Annotated in this window: 17 protein-coding genes, 2 tRNA genes and 1 pseudogene; 4 read left to right on the top strand and 16 right to left on the bottom strand. The window is 42.8% G+C overall.

Annotation, left to right across the window (positions count from 1 at the left end; genetic code table 11):
* Nucleotides 1–243 (top strand): DapH/DapD/GlmU-related protein (locus tag JHC35_RS08325; protein ID WP_295044113.1); only part of this gene is annotated, 243 nt, incomplete at its 5' end.
* On the opposite strand, the gene JHC35_RS08320 is transcribed toward JHC35_RS08325, so the two are convergent.
* The 6 genes and pseudogenes from JHC35_RS08320 to JHC35_RS08295 all read right to left on the bottom strand — a co-directional run.
* Entirely contained in the window at nucleotides 244–792 is a 549-nt protein-coding gene (locus JHC35_RS08320; protein ID WP_295044110.1) for an acyltransferase, read from the bottom strand.
* Nucleotides 793–913: 121 nt separating this feature from the next.
* Nucleotides 914–1,105, bottom strand: a complete 192-nt coding sequence (locus tag JHC35_RS08315; RefSeq protein WP_295044106.1) for a hypothetical protein — start codon at nucleotides 1,103–1,105, stop codon at nucleotides 914–916.
* Between the two features lie 10 nt (nucleotides 1,106–1,115).
* On the bottom strand, nucleotides 1,116–2,798 hold the full coding sequence (locus JHC35_RS08310) for an LTA synthase family protein (protein WP_295044104.1): 1,683 nt from the start codon (nucleotides 2,796–2,798) through the stop codon (nucleotides 1,116–1,118).
* Between the two features lie 267 nt (nucleotides 2,799–3,065).
* On the bottom strand, nucleotides 3,066–3,836 hold the full coding sequence (locus tag JHC35_RS08305; protein WP_295044102.1) for a glycosyltransferase: 771 nt from the start codon (nucleotides 3,834–3,836) through the stop codon (nucleotides 3,066–3,068).
* 236 nt (nucleotides 3,837–4,072) lie between these two features.
* The gene (locus tag JHC35_RS08300) at nucleotides 4,073–4,768 is read right to left on the bottom strand and encodes an HI0074 family nucleotidyltransferase substrate-binding subunit (RefSeq protein WP_295044099.1); all 696 of its coding nucleotides are present in this window, start codon (nucleotides 4,766–4,768) and stop codon (nucleotides 4,073–4,075) included.
* Nucleotides 4,769–4,928: 160 nt separating this feature from the next.
* Nucleotides 4,929–5,303: pseudogene (locus tag JHC35_RS08295) on the bottom strand (sugar phosphate nucleotidyltransferase); the annotation flags it as partial.
* 100 nt (nucleotides 5,304–5,403) lie between these two features.
* On the opposite strand from JHC35_RS08295, the gene JHC35_RS08290 reads away from it, so the two are divergent.
* A complete protein-coding gene (locus JHC35_RS08290; protein ID WP_295044097.1) occupies nucleotides 5,404–5,808 on the top strand; it encodes a hypothetical protein in 405 nt (134 codons plus the stop codon).
* Between the two features lie 5 nt (nucleotides 5,809–5,813).
* On the opposite strand, the gene JHC35_RS08285 is transcribed toward JHC35_RS08290, so the two are convergent.
* From JHC35_RS08285 to gyrA, 10 genes are all read right to left on the bottom strand, one after another.
* Nucleotides 5,814–5,888: transfer RNA gene (locus JHC35_RS08285), tRNA-Asn, on the bottom strand.
* Nucleotides 5,889–5,915: 27 nt separating this feature from the next.
* A tRNA-Asn gene (locus tag JHC35_RS08280) sits at nucleotides 5,916–5,990 on the bottom strand.
* Nucleotides 5,991–6,047: 57 nt separating this feature from the next.
* Nucleotides 6,048–6,986: a radical SAM protein gene (locus tag JHC35_RS08275; RefSeq protein WP_295044094.1), complete on the bottom strand. Its 939-nt coding sequence runs from the start codon at nucleotides 6,984–6,986 to the stop codon at nucleotides 6,048–6,050.
* A 2-nt stretch (nucleotides 6,987–6,988) separates the two neighbouring features.
* Nucleotides 6,989–8,032: a uroporphyrinogen decarboxylase gene (gene hemE / locus JHC35_RS08270; RefSeq protein ID WP_295044091.1), complete on the bottom strand. Its 1,044-nt coding sequence runs from the start codon at nucleotides 8,030–8,032 to the stop codon at nucleotides 6,989–6,991.
* Nucleotides 8,025–8,549 (bottom strand): YqhA family protein, encoded by a 525-nt coding sequence (locus tag JHC35_RS08265; RefSeq protein WP_295044089.1) that lies wholly within the window; start codon nucleotides 8,547–8,549, stop codon nucleotides 8,025–8,027. Before JHC35_RS08265 ends, hemE begins: the two co-directional genes overlap by 8 nt.
* Before the next feature lie 2 nt (nucleotides 8,550–8,551).
* Entirely contained in the window at nucleotides 8,552–9,580 is a 1,029-nt protein-coding gene (locus JHC35_RS08260; RefSeq protein ID WP_295044086.1) for an aspartate-semialdehyde dehydrogenase, read from the bottom strand.
* A gap of 167 nt (nucleotides 9,581–9,747) precedes the next feature.
* Nucleotides 9,748–10,902 carry a sigma-54 dependent transcriptional regulator gene (locus JHC35_RS08255; protein ID WP_295044083.1) on the bottom strand — a complete coding sequence of 385 codons (1,155 nt, stop codon included), beginning with the start codon at nucleotides 10,900–10,902 and terminating at the stop codon, nucleotides 9,748–9,750.
* Nucleotides 10,903–10,915: 13 nt separating this feature from the next.
* Nucleotides 10,916–11,323 (bottom strand): hypothetical protein, encoded by a 408-nt coding sequence (locus tag JHC35_RS08250; RefSeq protein WP_295044080.1) that lies wholly within the window; start codon nucleotides 11,321–11,323, stop codon nucleotides 10,916–10,918.
* Nucleotides 11,272–11,730: an LPP20 family lipoprotein gene (locus JHC35_RS08245; protein ID WP_295044076.1), complete on the bottom strand. Its 459-nt coding sequence runs from the start codon at nucleotides 11,728–11,730 to the stop codon at nucleotides 11,272–11,274. Before JHC35_RS08245 ends, JHC35_RS08250 begins: the two co-directional genes overlap by 52 nt.
* Before the next feature lie 49 nt (nucleotides 11,731–11,779).
* Nucleotides 11,780–14,260: a DNA gyrase subunit A gene (gene gyrA / locus JHC35_RS08240; RefSeq protein WP_295044073.1), complete on the bottom strand. Its 2,481-nt coding sequence runs from the start codon at nucleotides 14,258–14,260 to the stop codon at nucleotides 11,780–11,782.
* Between the two features lie 133 nt (nucleotides 14,261–14,393).
* On the opposite strand from gyrA, the gene JHC35_RS08235 reads away from it, so the two are divergent.
* Nucleotides 14,394–14,732 carry a P-II family nitrogen regulator gene (locus JHC35_RS08235; protein ID WP_295044070.1) on the top strand — a complete coding sequence of 113 codons (339 nt, stop codon included), beginning with the start codon at nucleotides 14,394–14,396 and terminating at the stop codon, nucleotides 14,730–14,732.
* A 396-nt stretch (nucleotides 14,733–15,128) separates the two neighbouring features.
* Entirely contained in the window at nucleotides 15,129–16,502 is a 1,374-nt protein-coding gene (locus JHC35_RS08230) for an ammonium transporter (RefSeq protein ID WP_295044067.1), read from the top strand.
* Nucleotides 16,503–16,512: the final 10 nt, after the last annotated feature.

Below are 16,512 nucleotides of genomic sequence, written 5' to 3'. Positions count from 1 at the left end.
ATGGATACCGATCATCATCAGATGTTTGATGCGCAAGGGGATCACATTAACCCAAATAAACCTGTTGAAATTGGTCAAAACGTTTGGATTGGTGCTAGAAGTTTCATTTTAAAAGGGTGTAGGGTTCCGGATGGCTGTATTGTTGGCGCAAACACACTACTTACAAGATCATTTGAGGATGAAAAGGCTGTTATAGCTGGAAATCCACCGCGTATTGTCAAACACAATGTCAGTTGGAAGTAGTCATATTTCCCAATGTATGTTATTTTTAACTATTTGTGCAGGAATGCCAACGGCAATAGAATTATCAGGAATCGTTTTTGTGACCAATGAATGTATCCCTACAATCGAACCGTTGCCGATGGTTACCCCTTTTAATATCGTAACATCATCTGCGAGCCAGACGTGATTTCCGATTTGAATATTTTGAGCAGGATTAATCCGTTGAGCTTTTTGATAGATGGGATGGCCATCCGATGTTAGAATATTGACATTACGGGAGAACATGCAATCATCTCCAATACTAAGTTGGATATTTTCCTCTTTGGCACTGAGATAGCATCCATGACCAATGACACAGTTTTCTCCGATTTCAAGAGTGCAATTATTTCCGACAATTTCGATGGTCATATTGCGAAGTCGCGAATGATTTCCAATGATCAATCTATTACTGCTCCCTTTAACTATGATAGTACAACCGGAAAGACCGGTATCTTCCCCGATAACAACCGTATTGTTTTTATGAATTTTAATTTTGTTTCTGAGTCGTTGAATTAAAGAAATAGTCCTCATTTTGCGATTCCATTAAGTGTACGAAGTTTTTGATTTTTTTTGCAATGAGAGCTTTTGTCTGAGGATGGGCATGATTTAAATCTATAAAATTTTATGACAGTAATAGTTGACTCGGCGTTGATTAAATAAACCATTTAATTTCCAAGTTGCGTTTGAAGATCTCTTTTGTAACCGCTTGTCCGATCGAGCCGGCACCACCGATGACAAGAAATGATGATTTGGAAACGATTGAGGATAACTCTTTTTCACAGTTTGTTATGTCAGCACTAAAAAGTTCTTTATCTCGTCCGATTAGGGAAAGAATATCATTCATTTGATTGCCTTTATTTTGCCCAATGATTGTTGGTAAGTAAGCCGGCTTCAGCCGTGTCTACTGCCAACAATTTTTTGGTCAAGAGTGCTGTATTTGCAGTCGAAGCATTTGTTTCAACTACGGTTTTAAAGTTATGTTTCACATACCCTTCTTTTTCGATATAACCGATTTCATCCCCTAAATAGAGATAAACAAACCGATTTTTTACAGAAGTATCCAATAAGGAATTGCCCATAACGGTAAAAGGTTGATGTGAAAATCCTAACATATCCAGAATCGTTGGGAAAATATCATTTTGCGAACCGAGTGTTGGAATCACTTGTGGTTTGAAAATTTTCGGTGCATAAATGATAAGAGGAATACGGTTATGTTCTATTGAAGCTAACGGTTTATCATCTGGGCGTAGTTTTTTTCCGATGTCGCAAAGACCGTCTCCTCGTCCGTGATCTGCGGTAAAAATAAAGATCGTATTGTCAAACCATGGCTGTTTTTTGGCTGCTTCCATAAAGCGTTCTATCGCATTGTCGACATAAATATATGAGTTTAAAGTTCCGTAATAGTTTCTTAAATCATGAGGATAGCGCTCGAATTTTGCGGAAGGCAAAAGGTAGTCGCTGTGATTTGTGGAAGTAAATGCAAATGCCAAAAACGGTTTTTGTGTTTGATTTAGCTTTTGATTTAGAAGATAAAACATATTGTAATCAAAGGTTCCGGTATTCGCTCTTCTGCCTGGATCGACTTGCTCTGCTTTAGGCATATCTTCCGCACCGTAATACTCTTCAAATCCTGCTAAATTGCTAACGGCATCTACGCGGTAAGAGCGGCGGTTTGAACTTTGCATAGCAATAGTACGGTATCCGTTTTCCTGTGCAATTTTGCCTAGATAAGAGAGCTTTGAAAGTTCTAATCCGCTTCCGAGATATTGGTATCCTGCCGGTAACGTTAATCCAGTATAGATGGAAGTGATTCCATAAATTGAACGATATCCGTTTGCATAAAAATTTGTAAACTTTAATCCCTCGTCGCTTAGTTTTTTGAAATAAGGGGTTACTCCTAATTCTTTGTAACGGGTAAATCCATCGATATGTTCCGCTCCCCATGATTCGAGAAGGACGATGACAACATTGTAATGAGGTTTTTTAGCGGTTGTTGAAAAAGCTCTCGATAAAGGAACAGATGGATCGATGAATGGGGCATTATCACTTTGGAGAAGAGTTTGTGTGAGTTTTACGGAAGTATTTAAATCGGCCAAATTATGAGGATTGCTTTTTGCACCGGCTGTACGATATACACAAAAGAATCCATTCAAGGCAAGATTCCCCGAGCTCGTTTTATTAACTGCATAAGCATCGGATATACCAAAAGATTTATGGCTGAAAGAGTTGCGGATACCGATAAAAAGCAACAATGCTATAGCTAAAAATGCGATCCAACTTTTTTTGCTAACAACTTCGTGGGAAAGTCTGGCACTAAAAATTTTGAAGAAAAGATACGCAAGGGCACTAAAGAAAACTCCTGCGGCGATAGTATGATAAAGATAAGAGCCGAAAGCCATTCCGATAATTAAGTCGGTATCGTTGCTAAGCGCAAACAACTCATTGGAGATATGACGATGGACAAAATCGTAGTACAGTACATCACTAAATGAGATGAGCAATACAATACTTAAAATACAACTCCATACAATTCCCATGAAAATTCTAAAACGTTTTTTATGAACCCATTTGGCTGGAAAAGTTAATAAGACAATGAATAAAGAAAGAAAAGTAAAAATTGTAATAATATCAACTCTGAAACCAGTGAGAAACGAAGTAATCAGTTCACTGAAAGTTAAGTCCGAAAAATCAGCCGGATAAAGAAGGAACAGAAAAATACGTGGCAGCATCATAGCTGCTAAACTTATGGCTAATGCGCTAAAAACTTGAGTGTAGCGAGATGTAAATGTCATTATTAGTACCCTTTAATTTTTGAGTAAAGTTTCTTTTTTTGCATGTATCCATTTACCTCGCGGTTTATCTATATATTGAAAATACTCATTGCTGAAACTGCCTTGGATGCAGGTGATTTTGGTGTGCCGATGTTTGACGTTTTGCTCGCCGATAGCTCTATTGAGTACGGTTGGACCGGTTAGGTCATATACGCCAGCACCGATATTTTTTTGTTCGATATTTTCTACGATCATATCGAGTGCTTTTTGTAAATGAGGATTATTAGGTGCTGAAGCGATAAAATAGTTACTGTAATTATGTTTCGTCATTAAAAAGATTTCTTTGTCATCAGGTTGAATCATTTTAGATAGTGGCCATACCGCATGAGCGTCGATATCCATGTAGACTCCGCCATAATAATTCAAGACGAATAATCTCCAAAAATCAGCTTGTGCAGCACCGTCTGTAAGCTTCTCAAAAGCATCCAAATAGCGTTCAGAAGCATGGGTTTTGATAAACTCTAAGCGAGCTTCCGTGCTAACGTAACGGTATTCCCAATCGAGGGACATTAATCGGTTAAAAAGGTAGTTGACGTAAACTGGAAGTGCAACGTGATTAGAATAATTGGTTTGCCAAATAATTTTTGGAATTAAATGATCTCTACCATCCACGGCTTTTTGGCTGTATTCGGGGATAGTAAAGCGTTTTTTCGGAAAGAAAAAATGAAAACCATATGAAAAACCTTTAATAATTGTACCAAAAAATTTGCTTAAACGATTAATGATTAGTGCTCCAAATTTCACACTTTCCCTTTTTTATAATAGTCTGAAAGATAATATTACTGTATAAATACTTCAAAGCATATGTGTCATACTTTTGTTGATTTCTCCCACTCAAGTGCGGTTTTACAAATTAGTTCTATATCAGTATCTTTGTAGACGGAGATTATGAGAGTGGTTTTTGGATAAGGCATAGGCTGTGTCTCCTGAAAATGGTAATGCTATTTTATATTATATTGGCTGATTAATGATTTAGTGTTTCAAGCCAATCCAGCTTCCAACTTGGCTTTTAGTTGTATAAAAGCCTCTTTGTAGAGCTCTCTTTTGTTTAAAATTTCTTCTATTTCAGATTCATCATAGATGTGAGATGTAAGATTTCGCTGTTCAATCATATCAAGCCACACATCTTCATTTTCAATAAGTTGTTGGGCGTAAGCTTCTTTGAATGTCATTCGTGGATTTTTTGGTTCAAATCCTAAAAATTCAAGGTATCTCTTCAGTGCTTTCCAACTCATCTCGTAGGTAAATTCAAATCGTTTAACAATTAAATCCAAATAAACATCCTCAAACCCTTCGTTTTTGAACTCTTCATATCTATCGACGGCACTTGCAAATCTATCCAGCGCATTGGAAAAATTATATAAGCCATCTTGTGCTCGTAGTTGTTTGGTGGAGCTGTATAAAACTCTTCCCGTGGATTTAACTCTATTTTTAAATCTTTCTTCGGTTTTTGCAATATTTTTAACGTCGAGTTTTATGAGAGTGCTAATGTTTTTAATCTCTTCTTCAATAAGATAATGATCTTTGAAATTTTCATCATCATACGCTATATCGATATCGCTGCTTTTGGTAGCTTCGCCATTGACTTGGGAGCCATAGAGGTATATTCGTGTTGGTTTGGCATATTTTAAGATAATAGTTTTGATTTCGTTAATGATATTATTTTTTGTCTTCATCGGTTGACTCCTTTTACACGTTGTATTTTATACTATACTAGCTGATTTTAGTGGGGTTAAAACCTGTTTAGGGGTAATGTGACTCATGCAAATATTATCAGTACACTGTTTCATCGTTTGGGTTTTGTAGCAAGGTGAACATGGTAGTTGTAATGACATTGCGAACCGATTGAGCCAGCATTCTAGTGAGACCGTGTCCGTAGAAGATGTTATCTCCAAGTACGAGACAAACATCATCATTACCGATAAAATCAGCACCTAAGATAAAGGCTTGGGCAAGGCCGTCAGGGGAGGGTTGGATACAATATTCAAAATGCATTCCCAAATCAGTTCCATCCCCTAACAACTCCTCAAATCTTGGAAGATCATTCGGTGTCGAGATGATAAGAACCTCACGGATTCCTGCGAGCATAAGTACGGAGAGGGGATAGTAGATCATCGGTTTATCGTAGATGGGAACGAGCTGTTTGCTTACCCCTTTGGTAATGGGGTAAAGTCGCGTGCCGCTTCCTCCGGCTAAGATAATCCCTTTTATGCGACTCCACTCTTCAAGAAATATATTATTGATATTGTAGCAAAAAATATAAGAGGTTGTTTTAATCGATTATGAGGCTTTTTTTTGAGATAATATCGGTATGAAAATACTAATGATTGATCAAGCGGGGTTTCAGCTCCAAACCCGAAAAATGTTGATAGAAGAGGCTATTGAAAAATGCAGTGTTGACATTGCATTGACACTGGGAGAGGTCTTTATTGCGTTTCAAAAAGATAAGTTTGATGTGGTGGTGATTGATCACGGGATTGAAAACGGTCAGCAATGCGTTGATCATATATTGCAATTAGATCCGAATCAGGCAATTTTGGTCGTCAGTGATGCTATCCACTGTGTTGTAAGCCGTTGTGAAGATTGCGTGAACAATTATGCGATTCGACGATTGTTTAATCCGACTCCGATAAAAAATATTGTCCGTTTGATAGAGGGATTTAGAAATTATCGATGTGATCATTATGATAATGAGACAAATAAGATAAAAAATTAAAGAAGTGGCTCCGAATGCTGGATTCGAACCAGCGACCAAGTGATTAACAGTCACCTACTCTACCGCTGAGCTAATCCGGAACAGTAAAAGAAGAAAAAGTTCATAAATGGCTCCGAATGCTGGATTCGAACCAGCGACCAAGTGATTAACAGTCACCTACTCTACCGCTGAGCTAATCCGGAATGTTTATGAGGGCGTAATTATACGTTATGAAGGTGCGAATGTCAATAAAAATTGCGTTATTTTAAACGTTTTCGGTCTATATTTTCAATCGGAATAAAAAAAATGATATTCGAACGTTCAATAGAGGTGATTTTTCCTGTTTTTACAAGGTGGTGAAAACGCTCAAGAGCGTCTGGATCAAACAGTGCGTGAATATCATCGATCGTCAAGGGGCGTTTATCAAGCGTCGTAAGAATCTCCTCTTCGGTATAGGAACTCGGTGTGGCTGTGGCATGGTTACGAGAAACGATATGAATAGGCAATGAAGCATCAAAATGATGAGACAAACTATAAAGTTCCTCAAAACTAAGGCCTTGAACCGCGTAGGCGGGCGGGCGGTCAATGGTTCCGATGTCGATTCGATCACAGCTAACCCCTCGAAGGGCACGATTGAGGGATTCGATTTCGGTGAGAGTATCGTTCACCCCTTTGACAAACAGTATCTCTAAAAATAATTTGCCGCGAAATACGTGTGAAAAACGGGTGATACTGTCGATGATCGTATCGATGTTGATTCCTTCGGCGGGACGATCAATTTTTTTGAAGGTTTCAGGGGTGGCGGCATCGAGCGATAACTTGACTTGATCAAGTTTTAAAAGGGTTTCAAACACCGCAGGATCATTCAGACACGCACTATTGGAGAGGATTAACGTTTGAATCTCCCCTTTGATCTGATTGATCTGTGTGATGAGTTGATCCAAATACGGATACATCGTCGGTTCACCGTTCGCGGTAATCGTGATCACATCGATAGCGGGGTGTAGCTCCAAAGCTTTTGTGAGATCACACATAATTGTTTCTATGGGTGTAATGTTCTCTTGGTGCAACATGGCTCGTTTGGGAGCCAATTCACAATAGAGGCAGTCAAAATTACATTGTTTTGTAGAATCAGAGAGGTCGATCCCGAGCGATACGCCGAAACGGCGTGATTGAACCGGACCGAAGATAGTAGACATTGTTAGGCTTTTTTGCTCACACGGTGACATTCACGGACGAAGTGGCGTGCGTGTTCAACCGGAACATCCGGAAGAATGCCGTGACCGAGATTGAAGATATGGCGTTTACCACCCATGATTTCTTGGATTGCTTCGACACACGCAGTGGTTTGCTCTTTGGAGTACAAACGGCATGGCTCCATGTTTCCTTGGAGAACATAGCGATCCCCGAGTTTCTCTTTAGCCAGTGCCATCGGAGTACTCCAGTCAACACCGAATACGTCGAAATTTCCGTACACTTTGTCCAAAAATGCCGGAATCCCTTTTGGGAACATGATCACTGGGATATGAGGGTATTTCTCTTTGAGATACTCGGCAATCTCCACCATGTAGCTCCATGAAAACTCATCGTATCGGCTCGGCTCGATGGCTGCTGCCCAGCTGTCGAAGATTTGAACAACATCGATTCCCGATTGGATCTGTTTTTCCATATAAAGCTTGACGACGTCGGTCACTTTACGGAGGATTTTATGAAGCAGTTCGGGATTCGAATACATCATCTTTTTGCAGATATTGTACGTTTTGGTTCCTTGCCCCTCGATCATATAGGTGGCTAGCGTCCACGGCGCTCCGGTGAACCCGATAAGGGCTTTGTCATCATCGCGCGCATCGAGTTGGGTGCGAAGAAGTTTGATCGTTTCATACACGTAGGTGAGGCGGGAAGCCGCTTCATCACCACCGATAAGCTCGTTTAAATCTTCTTCAGAAGTAATCGGTTTTTCGAAGACCGGACCTTCCCCTTTGATAAAATCGAGTTTCATCCCCATTTCGTTCGGAACAACCAAAATATCGCTAAACAAAATTGCCGCATCGACACCGACGAGATCGACGGGTTGAATCGTCACTTCTGCCGCCATATCAGGGGCATGGCAAAGGTTTAGGAAGTTGCCGGCACGTTTGCGTACTTCCATGTATTCTGGGAGGTAACGACCCGCTTGGCGCATCATCCATACAGGGGTATAGGGTGTCTCTTTGCCGAAACACGCGTCGACGAAAATTTTACTCATGATGTCCTACTTTACTAAGGAAATAAAGCCCTACGGCAACGGCTGTGATGGAGAGGGCAAGATAAAAGAGTTCTAATGCTCCGTTAAAGGTTGTGTGCCCGACTTTTTGGAAAAAACCGACCACCAAAACCATAACGATAACTTTGGAGATTTTGTCTTTGAGTTGGTCGAGCGAATGAACAGCTAAGAGTTGATTCTCTTTGCCGTGTTCGTCTTTTGCCGGATCGATCTCTGAGATAAAGAGTTCATACACACCAAACGAGAAGATGATCATAATGACACCGATAAGATAAAAATCGATAGCACCGATAATCCCGCTGATTACCTCTTCGTGGAAGTGTTCGGGATGGGCGTGTGTCGCATAGGTATTGATGACGTAAGCGGCTGTATTAAATACATCAAAACTGGCGATGGCGAACAGTAAAATCGCTCCGATAAGACCGAAAACTACCGCCAAGAGAATTATAAAACGAGAGTTCCACAAACCGTGTTCAAACATATTTTCGATGAAGTTCATCTTTACTTTCCTTGCATCTCTACCCATTTTTGGGCAATACGAACCGCATTGGTTGCGGCACCGACACGGAGGTTATCGGCCACAACCCACAAATGCAAGACATTTTCACGATAAAGGTCGCGGCGGATACGTCCGACAAACGTTTCATTTTGATCCACACAAAGTGATGGCATCGGGTAGATACTCTCACGAGGCTCATCCAACACGATAATATTCGGCGCTTTGCGAAGCAATTCACGTGCTTCATCGGCATCTACGGCACCGTCAAATGTCAGTGTCAACGTCTCAGCATGACCTCGAAGGGTTGGAATGCGGACGCACGTTGCACTCACTTCGATATCTTTGTGCATAATTTTTTTCGTCTCATTCACCATTTTGAGCTCTTCTTTGGTATAGCCGCTGTCGGTGAAAGAGTCGATTTGAGGAATGGCATTCAATGCGATACGATGAGGAAATTTTTTCGGTTCTACATCATCCAAAGTAAAGGCAAAGAAGGCCTGCATCTGCTCTACCAACTCTTCCATTGCGCTCTTTCCGGCACCCGATGTTGCTTGATAGGTACTGACATCGATGCGTTGAAGATCATAGGCTTCGTCGAGCGGTTTGAGTGCTTGGACCATTTGGATGGTAGAGCAGTTCGGATTGGCGATGATTCCCGTATTTTTCCACTGTGCGATATCTTCCGGATTTACTTCGGGAACGACAAGAGGAACATCCGGAAACATTCGAAAATGGCTGGTATTGTCGATAACGACCGCTCCCGCTTTTGCGGCGTACGGAGCGAATTCAGCCGATACACTTCCGCCGGCACTGAACAAAGCGATATCAATCTCTTCCTCATCAAATACGGTCGGGGTAAGTTCTTTGATTACCAAGTCTGAATCGTTGAAAGTAACGGTAGTTCCGGCACTGCGTGCACTCGCTAAAGGGACGAGTTTGTTAAGAGGAAAATCGATCTCTTCGAAAATGCGTAAAATTTCTTCGCCTACGGCACCGCTGGCACCGACGATTGCAACGTTGTAACGTTTCATTGGGGAGCTTTCCTTGGGGATGAATGGGTTCACCCGTAAATATTTTTACGCGATTATATCCAATGAAGGCTTGGAAGGGATTGAAATTTTATCCGTTCGCCCTGAGCCTGTCGAAGGGCTGTACTGTTCATGGTTCGACAAGCTCACCACGAACGGAACGGTATTTTTTAAATTCTCCCCAATCCCCGTGCTTCCAAAAAGAGATCTTCGGTATCGATGCTCTGTGAATTGCTCAAAATAGCGGAGCGTTCAACGACGGAGATCAGTTCACGGATATTCCCCGGCCAGTTGTAATTTTCAAGGGCATTGCGTGCTGACGTGGTGAATGATTTTTTCTCAAATCCGTATTGTGCGCAATAACGCTCTAATGCCGCTTCGGCGATGGAGAGGATCTCTTCTCGGCGCTCTCGTAACGGAGGGATATGGATAGGGATCGTATTGAGACGATAATAGAGATCTTCGCGGAATTTCCCCTCTTTGATTTTTTCATGCAGATCGGCATTGGTTGCGGTAATGATACGGACATCGATTTTGGTATTTTTAGAAGAGCCCAAACGGCGTATTTCGCGCTCTTGCAAAACACGCAACAGTTTCGCTTGAAGAGGATAGGGCATTTCAGCGATTTCGTCCAAAAAGAGTGTTCCCCCCTCTGCCAATTCGAATTGTCCCGCTTTAGCTTCAGTTGCATCGGTGAAGGAACCTTTTTCAAACCCGAAAAGTTCACTCTCAATTAAGTTATCAGGGATGGCCGCCATATTGATTGCGATAAAGGGTTTGGATGAGCGCGGCGAGCTTTCATGGATATGACGCGCAAAGACCTCTTTTCCGACACCGCTTTCTCCCAAGAGCATCATACTTGCATCCGTGACAGCCGCTTTTGAAATACGATGTAAAAGCTGATCGAGAGCTGGAGACGATCCTAAAAAGTGATCGTTTTTCGGAGTTTCTTGTGCCGATGATTTTGGGGATTTTTTGGCGATGGCAGCGGTCCGCTCGATGGCAGCGACCAAGGTTTCGATTTCAAAGGGTTTAAGAAGAAAATCTTTGACACCTAGCTGTATCGATTCGATTGCACGTGTCAAGGTTGCGTTCCCCGTGATGATAATGACCTCGTATTTTCCTTGAAGCGTTTTGACAAACTCAATACCGTCCATCCCTGGCATATTGATGTCGCTGATCACCATTTCAAAGGTATCATCGAGTTTTTTGAGGGCATCACGAGCATTTTTGAAGGTATGAATCTCATATTTTTCGTAATCGCTCATCGCTATTTCAAGCGATTTGCGCATATTGATATCGTCTTCAACAATCGCAATTTTCATAAATCAACCACCCCTATTTTGTTGCAGCTATTGTAACAGACTCATTATTAAACTCGACTGCATAGCATCGTGTGGGGAGGATCAGAGAATTTTGGATTTCACTGTGTTGGAGAGAGAATGATTCATTGTTTTTGACACGCAGTTCCTGTGCCGCGGCAAACTCTACAAAAGCCGATTCTTCGCGTTCCAAGAGAGATTGTAACGATTCACCGCTAGAGCGTTTTAAAATCAATATGGGGGAACTGATCGCTTGCGAACACGGCTGCATCGCCTTGGAGATGGAGAGTTTTTCGTTGATGGCTTGCGTGTTTTTGGCGGTAAACCGATACCCTATATAGTAGTTATCGGCTCCAAAGCTAAGTGTCGCGATTAGTGCAAGATGCGTGAGTATGAAAGGGCGATTTCCATTTCGACTTCGCACAGACCCTCTTTAAATGAAGTGTTGGTGATATTTGCACCGCGTACCAGTGCATCCACCGATGTTTTAGTGCTGGATTGTTGCAGCATCATATTTTTGATGGTGTCTTGCCCCTCGACTTGAACCCCTTTTACCCGCTCTGCGATTTGGCGATAACCGTCCGCCATTGCAGCACGTTTAGCGAGTGCATATGCCTGTGCCGGTGAAGAGGTAACCGATGGAGCAACCCCTTGTCCCGTAACAGTAATGACCAGTTCATTTTGAGATTTTAAGATGGGCTCGACACAGCTGCCGTCCGTACCGCTGTAAACACATCGTACTTTGGTTTCGGAAGAGTCATCAGCGGAAAAAAGCCCCGCATGAAGTGCGGGAAAGGTGAGAAACAGTGCAAGAAGAGCAGAGATTCGCATTCGGGTTCCTTCGGGTAATATGGGAATAATTAACCGATTTAAGCAAATACTATTCCAACTCTAACGTGCTCTCTCCTTCTTCCCCTTCTTCGTCATTATCATCGTTTTTCGGACAGCGTGAAATGCTCGCGACATCGTCCCCTTTGATAATGTAAACACCGCTGGTGTTGCGGCCTGATTTTGCAATCGTTTGCATGTCGACACGGATCATTTTGCCTGCTTTGGTGAGAGCCATCATATCCATGCTTTCATCGACCATCAGACATCCGACGACGGTGCTTCCGGTTTTAGCGTTGAGTTTCATCGCGATAACGCCTGATCCGGCACGGTTGGTTAGGCGGTACTCTTCGGCGGTAGTACGTTTACCGATCCCTTTTTCGCTGACCATCAAAATCTCTTCTTCATCCGATTTGATGATGTTGGCATCGACGACGACATCTCCTTCGATTTTGAATTTGATACCGCGAACCCCACGGGTACTACGTCCCTGATCACGGGTTTTTTCGATTTCGAATTTGATACATTGTGCGTATTTGGTCACGATGAAGAGGTATTTGGTCTCTTCGGTCGCGATATGCGCCGTAATAAGGGTATCATCATCATCCAGAACGATCGCACGTACACCGTTACTGCGGACATTCGAGAATTCGTTCAATGCGGTACGTTTGACAATACCGTTTTGGGTAAAGAATACTAATGATTTGTTCTCATCAAAATCGCTGGTTGGAATGATCGAGCGGATCTTCTCATCGGCTTCGAGATTGATAAGGTTGACGACCGCTTTCCCTTTGGCCGTACGCGAACCTTCCGGAATTTTGTACACTTTGAGCCAGTGGAGTTGTCCGCGGTCTGTAACGAACATCAACGTATCGTGGGTATTGCAGGTATAGAATTTTTCGATAAAGTCATCGTCATACGTCGTAACGGCAACTTTTCCTTTTCCACCGCGGCGTTGTTTTTCGTATGCGGCGAGCGGTACCCGTTTGATGTATCCGCGATGAGAAATGGTAACAACCATCGGCTCATTCGGGATCAAATCTTCGATATTGATATCGTCGTAATTGTCTTCGATATCGGTGGCACGCGGAGTATTGAATTGTTCAACGAGTTCGGTAAACTCTTCTTTGATAATCCCTTTGAGGACCTCTTCGCTGCGGAGGATGCTCTCTAAGTATTCAATGTGAGCCAAAATTTCTTTGAGTTCATTTTCGATTTTGTCACGTTCCAAACCGGTAAGGCGTTGGAGACGCATGTCCAAAATCGCTTGAGCTTGAATCGGTGAAAAACCGAATTCGGAAATCAAACCGTTTTTGGCGGTTTCACCATCGGCACTCGCACGGATGAGTTTGATGATCGCTTCGATATGATCGAGTGCTTTTTTCAAACCTTCCAAGATATGGGCACGTGCTTTTGCTTTTTCAAGATCGAAAATAGTTCGGCGGATAATAACCGTTTTACGATGATTGATGAAATGTCCCAACATCTCCAAGAGGGTGAAGATGCGCGGCTCTTGATTGAAGACCGAGAGCATGATGATCCCGAACGTCGTCTCCATGTTGGTCGATTTATACAAATTGTTGAGGACGATTTCGCTCATCGCATCGCGTTTGAGCTCGATAACGACGCGAATCCCTTCGCGGTCCGATTCGTCACGAATTTCACTGATTCCTTCAATGAATTTGTCTTTTACAAGTTCCGCGATGTTTTCGATTAAACGGGCTTTGTTGACTTGATACGGAAGTTCATCGATGACGATGACGTCTTTGTTCGATTTTTTCTCGATATGGGTTTTTGCACGGATGCGGATACGGCCGCGTCCGGTCTCATACGCATCCAAAATCCCTTTTTTCCCGTAAATGGTTCCACCCGTCGGAAAATCGGGAGCTTTAATAAACTGCATGATGTCGATCAAAGAGGCATTTGGATTGTCGATCAAATGGACAAGGGCGCTGAGTACTTCGGTAGGATTGTGAGGTGGAATATTCGTTGCCATACCGACGGCGATACCGCTCGAACCGTTGATCAGAAGATTCGGAACACGAGTAGGGAGAACCTCAGGTTCTTGGGTCGTTCCGTCATAGTTGTCTACCATGTCGACAGTGTCTTTATCCAAGTCTTTGAGCAATTCACCGGCATAGCGAGTCATACGTGCTTCGGTATAACGCATTGCCGCCGCATTGTCTCCGTCAACCGAACCGAAGTTCCCTTGACCGTCGACAAGAGGTGCGCGCATGGCAAACGGTTGAGCCATACGTACTAACGCATCGTACACGGAAGTGTCTCCGTGAGGGTGGTATTGTCCGATGACATCCCCGACGATACGGGCCGATTTTTTGTATTTGGCACCTGCGGAGAGATTAAGTTTGTCCATCGCGTACAGGATACGGCGGTGAACCGGTTTGAGACCGTCTCGGACGTCAGGTAAAGCCCGTCCGATGATAACACTCATGGAATAATCAAGATAACTGCTCTTGAGAGTATCTTCTATATTAATGTCATTAATTTCGCTGTTGTCAAGCAAATCGTTCATGCAGTCCCCAAAAGTGAAGATAAGGTTGCTGATTATATCCCAACGAGCCTTAAAAACTAAAAATCTCTGAAATTTGATAAATTAGTCAAATAAGGTTACAATTATCTCAAAGATCAATTGGAGTCTATGAATAATGAAAAAAATAGAAGCGGTTATTAAACCATTTAAACTCGAAGACGTAAAAGACGCATTGGCGGAGATTGGGATTACTGGTATGACGGTAAGTGAAGTAAAAGGGTATGGTCGACAAAAAGGGCACAGCGAGCTCTATCGCGGTGCTGAGTATGTCGTTGATTTCCTTCCAAAAATTAAAATGGAGATGGTTGTTGATGATGCGATGGTGGATCAAGTAGTGAACACCGTTGTCGAAGCGGCACGTACTGGCAAGATTGGTGATGGTAAAATCTTTATCTCTGAAGTTGAAAAAATTATCCGTATCCGTACGGGCGAAACGGATAGCGACGCTATCTAACCCTCTATCCGTTCGCCCTGAGCTTGTCGAAGGGTGAAATGTTCATGGTTCGACAGGCTCACCACGAACGGATCAGCCGTCTCTCCAAAACCCTCCCTATGTCTGCGCTCTTCGAGAGAGAGAGAGAGAGAGAGTAAACGCGGCGTTGCCGCATGATCGTTTTTTTAGCATTTTATTCCTCTCTTTTTATAAAATATACCCCTGACTCTTTAACCCAAGATTTTCAATCTTTTTTCTCCTCTCCTATAACAACACTGCTCCGCCATGAATACTTGATATTTCCTCATTCAACATAATTACTCTGTAAATTGATTAAAAATTAATCAACAAATTGCACTCTCCCTATTTGATAACTTTGTACAATGGTATTCGACATTCAAGTTATAAGGAGAAAAAATGAAAAAGTGGCTTTTAGCTTTATCGCTACTGGGCGTATCGTTAGTGGCTGATGACGCAAACGCAACAGCTGTTGATGCAAATGCAACGGCGGTAACAACGGCTGCAGCAGCAGTTGCACCTGTACTCAATTCAGGGGACACTGCATGGATGATGATGTCAACTGCATTGGTTATGTTGATGACACCGATCGGCTTGGCGTTGTTTTACGGCGGTATGACCCGTTCTAAGAATATTCTTAATACGTATGCAATGGTTTTCGGTGCATTTGTCATCGCGATGTTGGCATGGGTAATCGCAGGTTTCTCGATCGCTTTCGGAACAGCGGATGGTTCAATGAACCAAGTTATCGGCGGATTTGGCAATGTGATGCTAAACGGTATTAAATGGGACGATCTACAAGATCCAAAATTGGGTTTACTATTCCCTAAATTTGTTTTTGTAGCGTTCCAAGGGACATTTGCCGCTATTACCGTAGCGATCGTTGCGGGCTCAGTCATTGAGCGTATGAAATTTTCAACATGGATGGTTTTCGCTTTCATCTGGACAATCGCAGTTTATGCACCGATTGCACACATGGTGTGGGGTGGCGGTTACCTCTTTAATGAAGGTGCCCTTGACTTCGCGGGTGGTACGGTTGTTCACATGAACGGCGGTTTGGCTGGTCTTGTATTGGCAGTGTTGATCGGTAAACGTGCAGGATATCCGAAAGTGGCTATGAAACCAGCAAGCGTTGTTTTGACAGCATTGGGTGCCGGTATGCTTTGGTTCGGTTGGTACGGATTTAATGCCGGTTCTGCTTTCGGTGCTAATGCGATTGCGGGTGTTGCATTCTTGACAACAACGATTGCGGCTTCGGTTGCAGCGGTTACATGGTTGATTGTTGAATCTATGGTATTCAAAAAACCGACTCTTCTTGGTGCAGCGTCCGGTGCAATCGCTGGTTTGGTTGCAATTACTCCGGCAGCTGGTTTTGTCAGTGTTAGTGGTGCATTAATTGTTGGTATGACGGGTGCATTGATCGCATTCTTCGGTGTAACGGCACTTAAGAAAAAGTTGGGTTACGACGATTCATTGGATGCATTCGGGGTTCACTTTCTTGCAGGTCTATGGGGTGCGATTGCAACCGGCATCTTTGCTGTAAACGACAAAGGGCTTCTATGGGCAGGTCCTTTGAAAGATCATGGAGACCGTATGGGACAAATCATGGTTCAAGGTGAATCAGCTCTTATTGTTGGAGCGTTTACTTTGGTCGGTACGATTGTAGTGTACTATATCGCAATGGCATTGACTGGCGGTTCACGTGTTAACGAAGAACAAGAGAGCCAAGGTTTGGATGAATCAGTACACGGTGAACGTGGATTTAACCTATAAGAAGGAATAA

Origin of the sequence: Sulfuricurvum sp. (assembly GCF_022759005.1) — a bacterium.
Lineage (GTDB): Bacteria > Campylobacterota > Campylobacteria > Campylobacterales > Sulfurimonadaceae > Sulfuricurvum.
Note: the sequence above shows the minus strand (reverse complement) of the source record. Positions and strands in the feature narration are given on the sequence as shown.

Excerpts from the sequence above, each read along its gene's own strand:
- JHC35_RS08320 (WP_295044110.1), bottom strand. The coding sequence starts at position 792 with ATGAGGACTATTTCTTTAATTCAACGACTCAGAAACAAAATTAAAATT.
- JHC35_RS08315 (WP_295044106.1), bottom strand. The coding sequence starts at position 1,105 with ATGAATGATATTCTTTCCCTAATCGGACGAGATAAAGAACTTTTTAGT.
- JHC35_RS08310 (WP_295044104.1), bottom strand. The coding sequence starts at position 2,798 with ATGGGAATTGTATGGAGTTGTATTTTAAGTATTGTATTGCTCATCTCA.
- JHC35_RS08300 (WP_295044099.1), bottom strand. The coding sequence starts at position 4,768 with ATGAAGACAAAAAATAATATCATTAACGAAATCAAAACTATTATCTTA.
- JHC35_RS08290 (WP_295044097.1), top strand. The coding sequence starts at position 5,404 with ATGAAAATACTAATGATTGATCAAGCGGGGTTTCAGCTCCAAACCCGA.
- JHC35_RS08275 (WP_295044094.1), bottom strand. The coding sequence starts at position 6,986 with ATGTCTACTATCTTCGGTCCGGTTCAATCACGCCGTTTCGGCGTATCG.
- hemE (WP_295044091.1), bottom strand. The coding sequence starts at position 8,032 with ATGAGTAAAATTTTCGTCGACGCGTGTTTCGGCAAAGAGACACCCTAT.
- JHC35_RS08265 (WP_295044089.1), bottom strand. The coding sequence starts at position 8,549 with ATGAACTTCATCGAAAATATGTTTGAACACGGTTTGTGGAACTCTCGT.
- JHC35_RS08260 (WP_295044086.1), bottom strand. The coding sequence starts at position 9,580 with ATGAAACGTTACAACGTTGCAATCGTCGGTGCCAGCGGTGCCGTAGGC.
- JHC35_RS08255 (WP_295044083.1), bottom strand. The coding sequence starts at position 10,902 with ATGAAAATTGCGATTGTTGAAGACGATATCAATATGCGCAAATCGCTT.
- JHC35_RS08245 (WP_295044076.1), bottom strand. The coding sequence starts at position 11,730 with ATGCGAATCTCTGCTCTTCTTGCACTGTTTCTCACCTTTCCCGCACTT.
- gyrA (WP_295044073.1), bottom strand. The coding sequence starts at position 14,260 with ATGAACGATTTGCTTGACAACAGCGAAATTAATGACATTAATATAGAA.
- JHC35_RS08235 (WP_295044070.1), top strand. The coding sequence starts at position 14,394 with ATGAAAAAAATAGAAGCGGTTATTAAACCATTTAAACTCGAAGACGTA.
- JHC35_RS08230 (WP_295044067.1), top strand. The coding sequence starts at position 15,129 with ATGAAAAAGTGGCTTTTAGCTTTATCGCTACTGGGCGTATCGTTAGTG.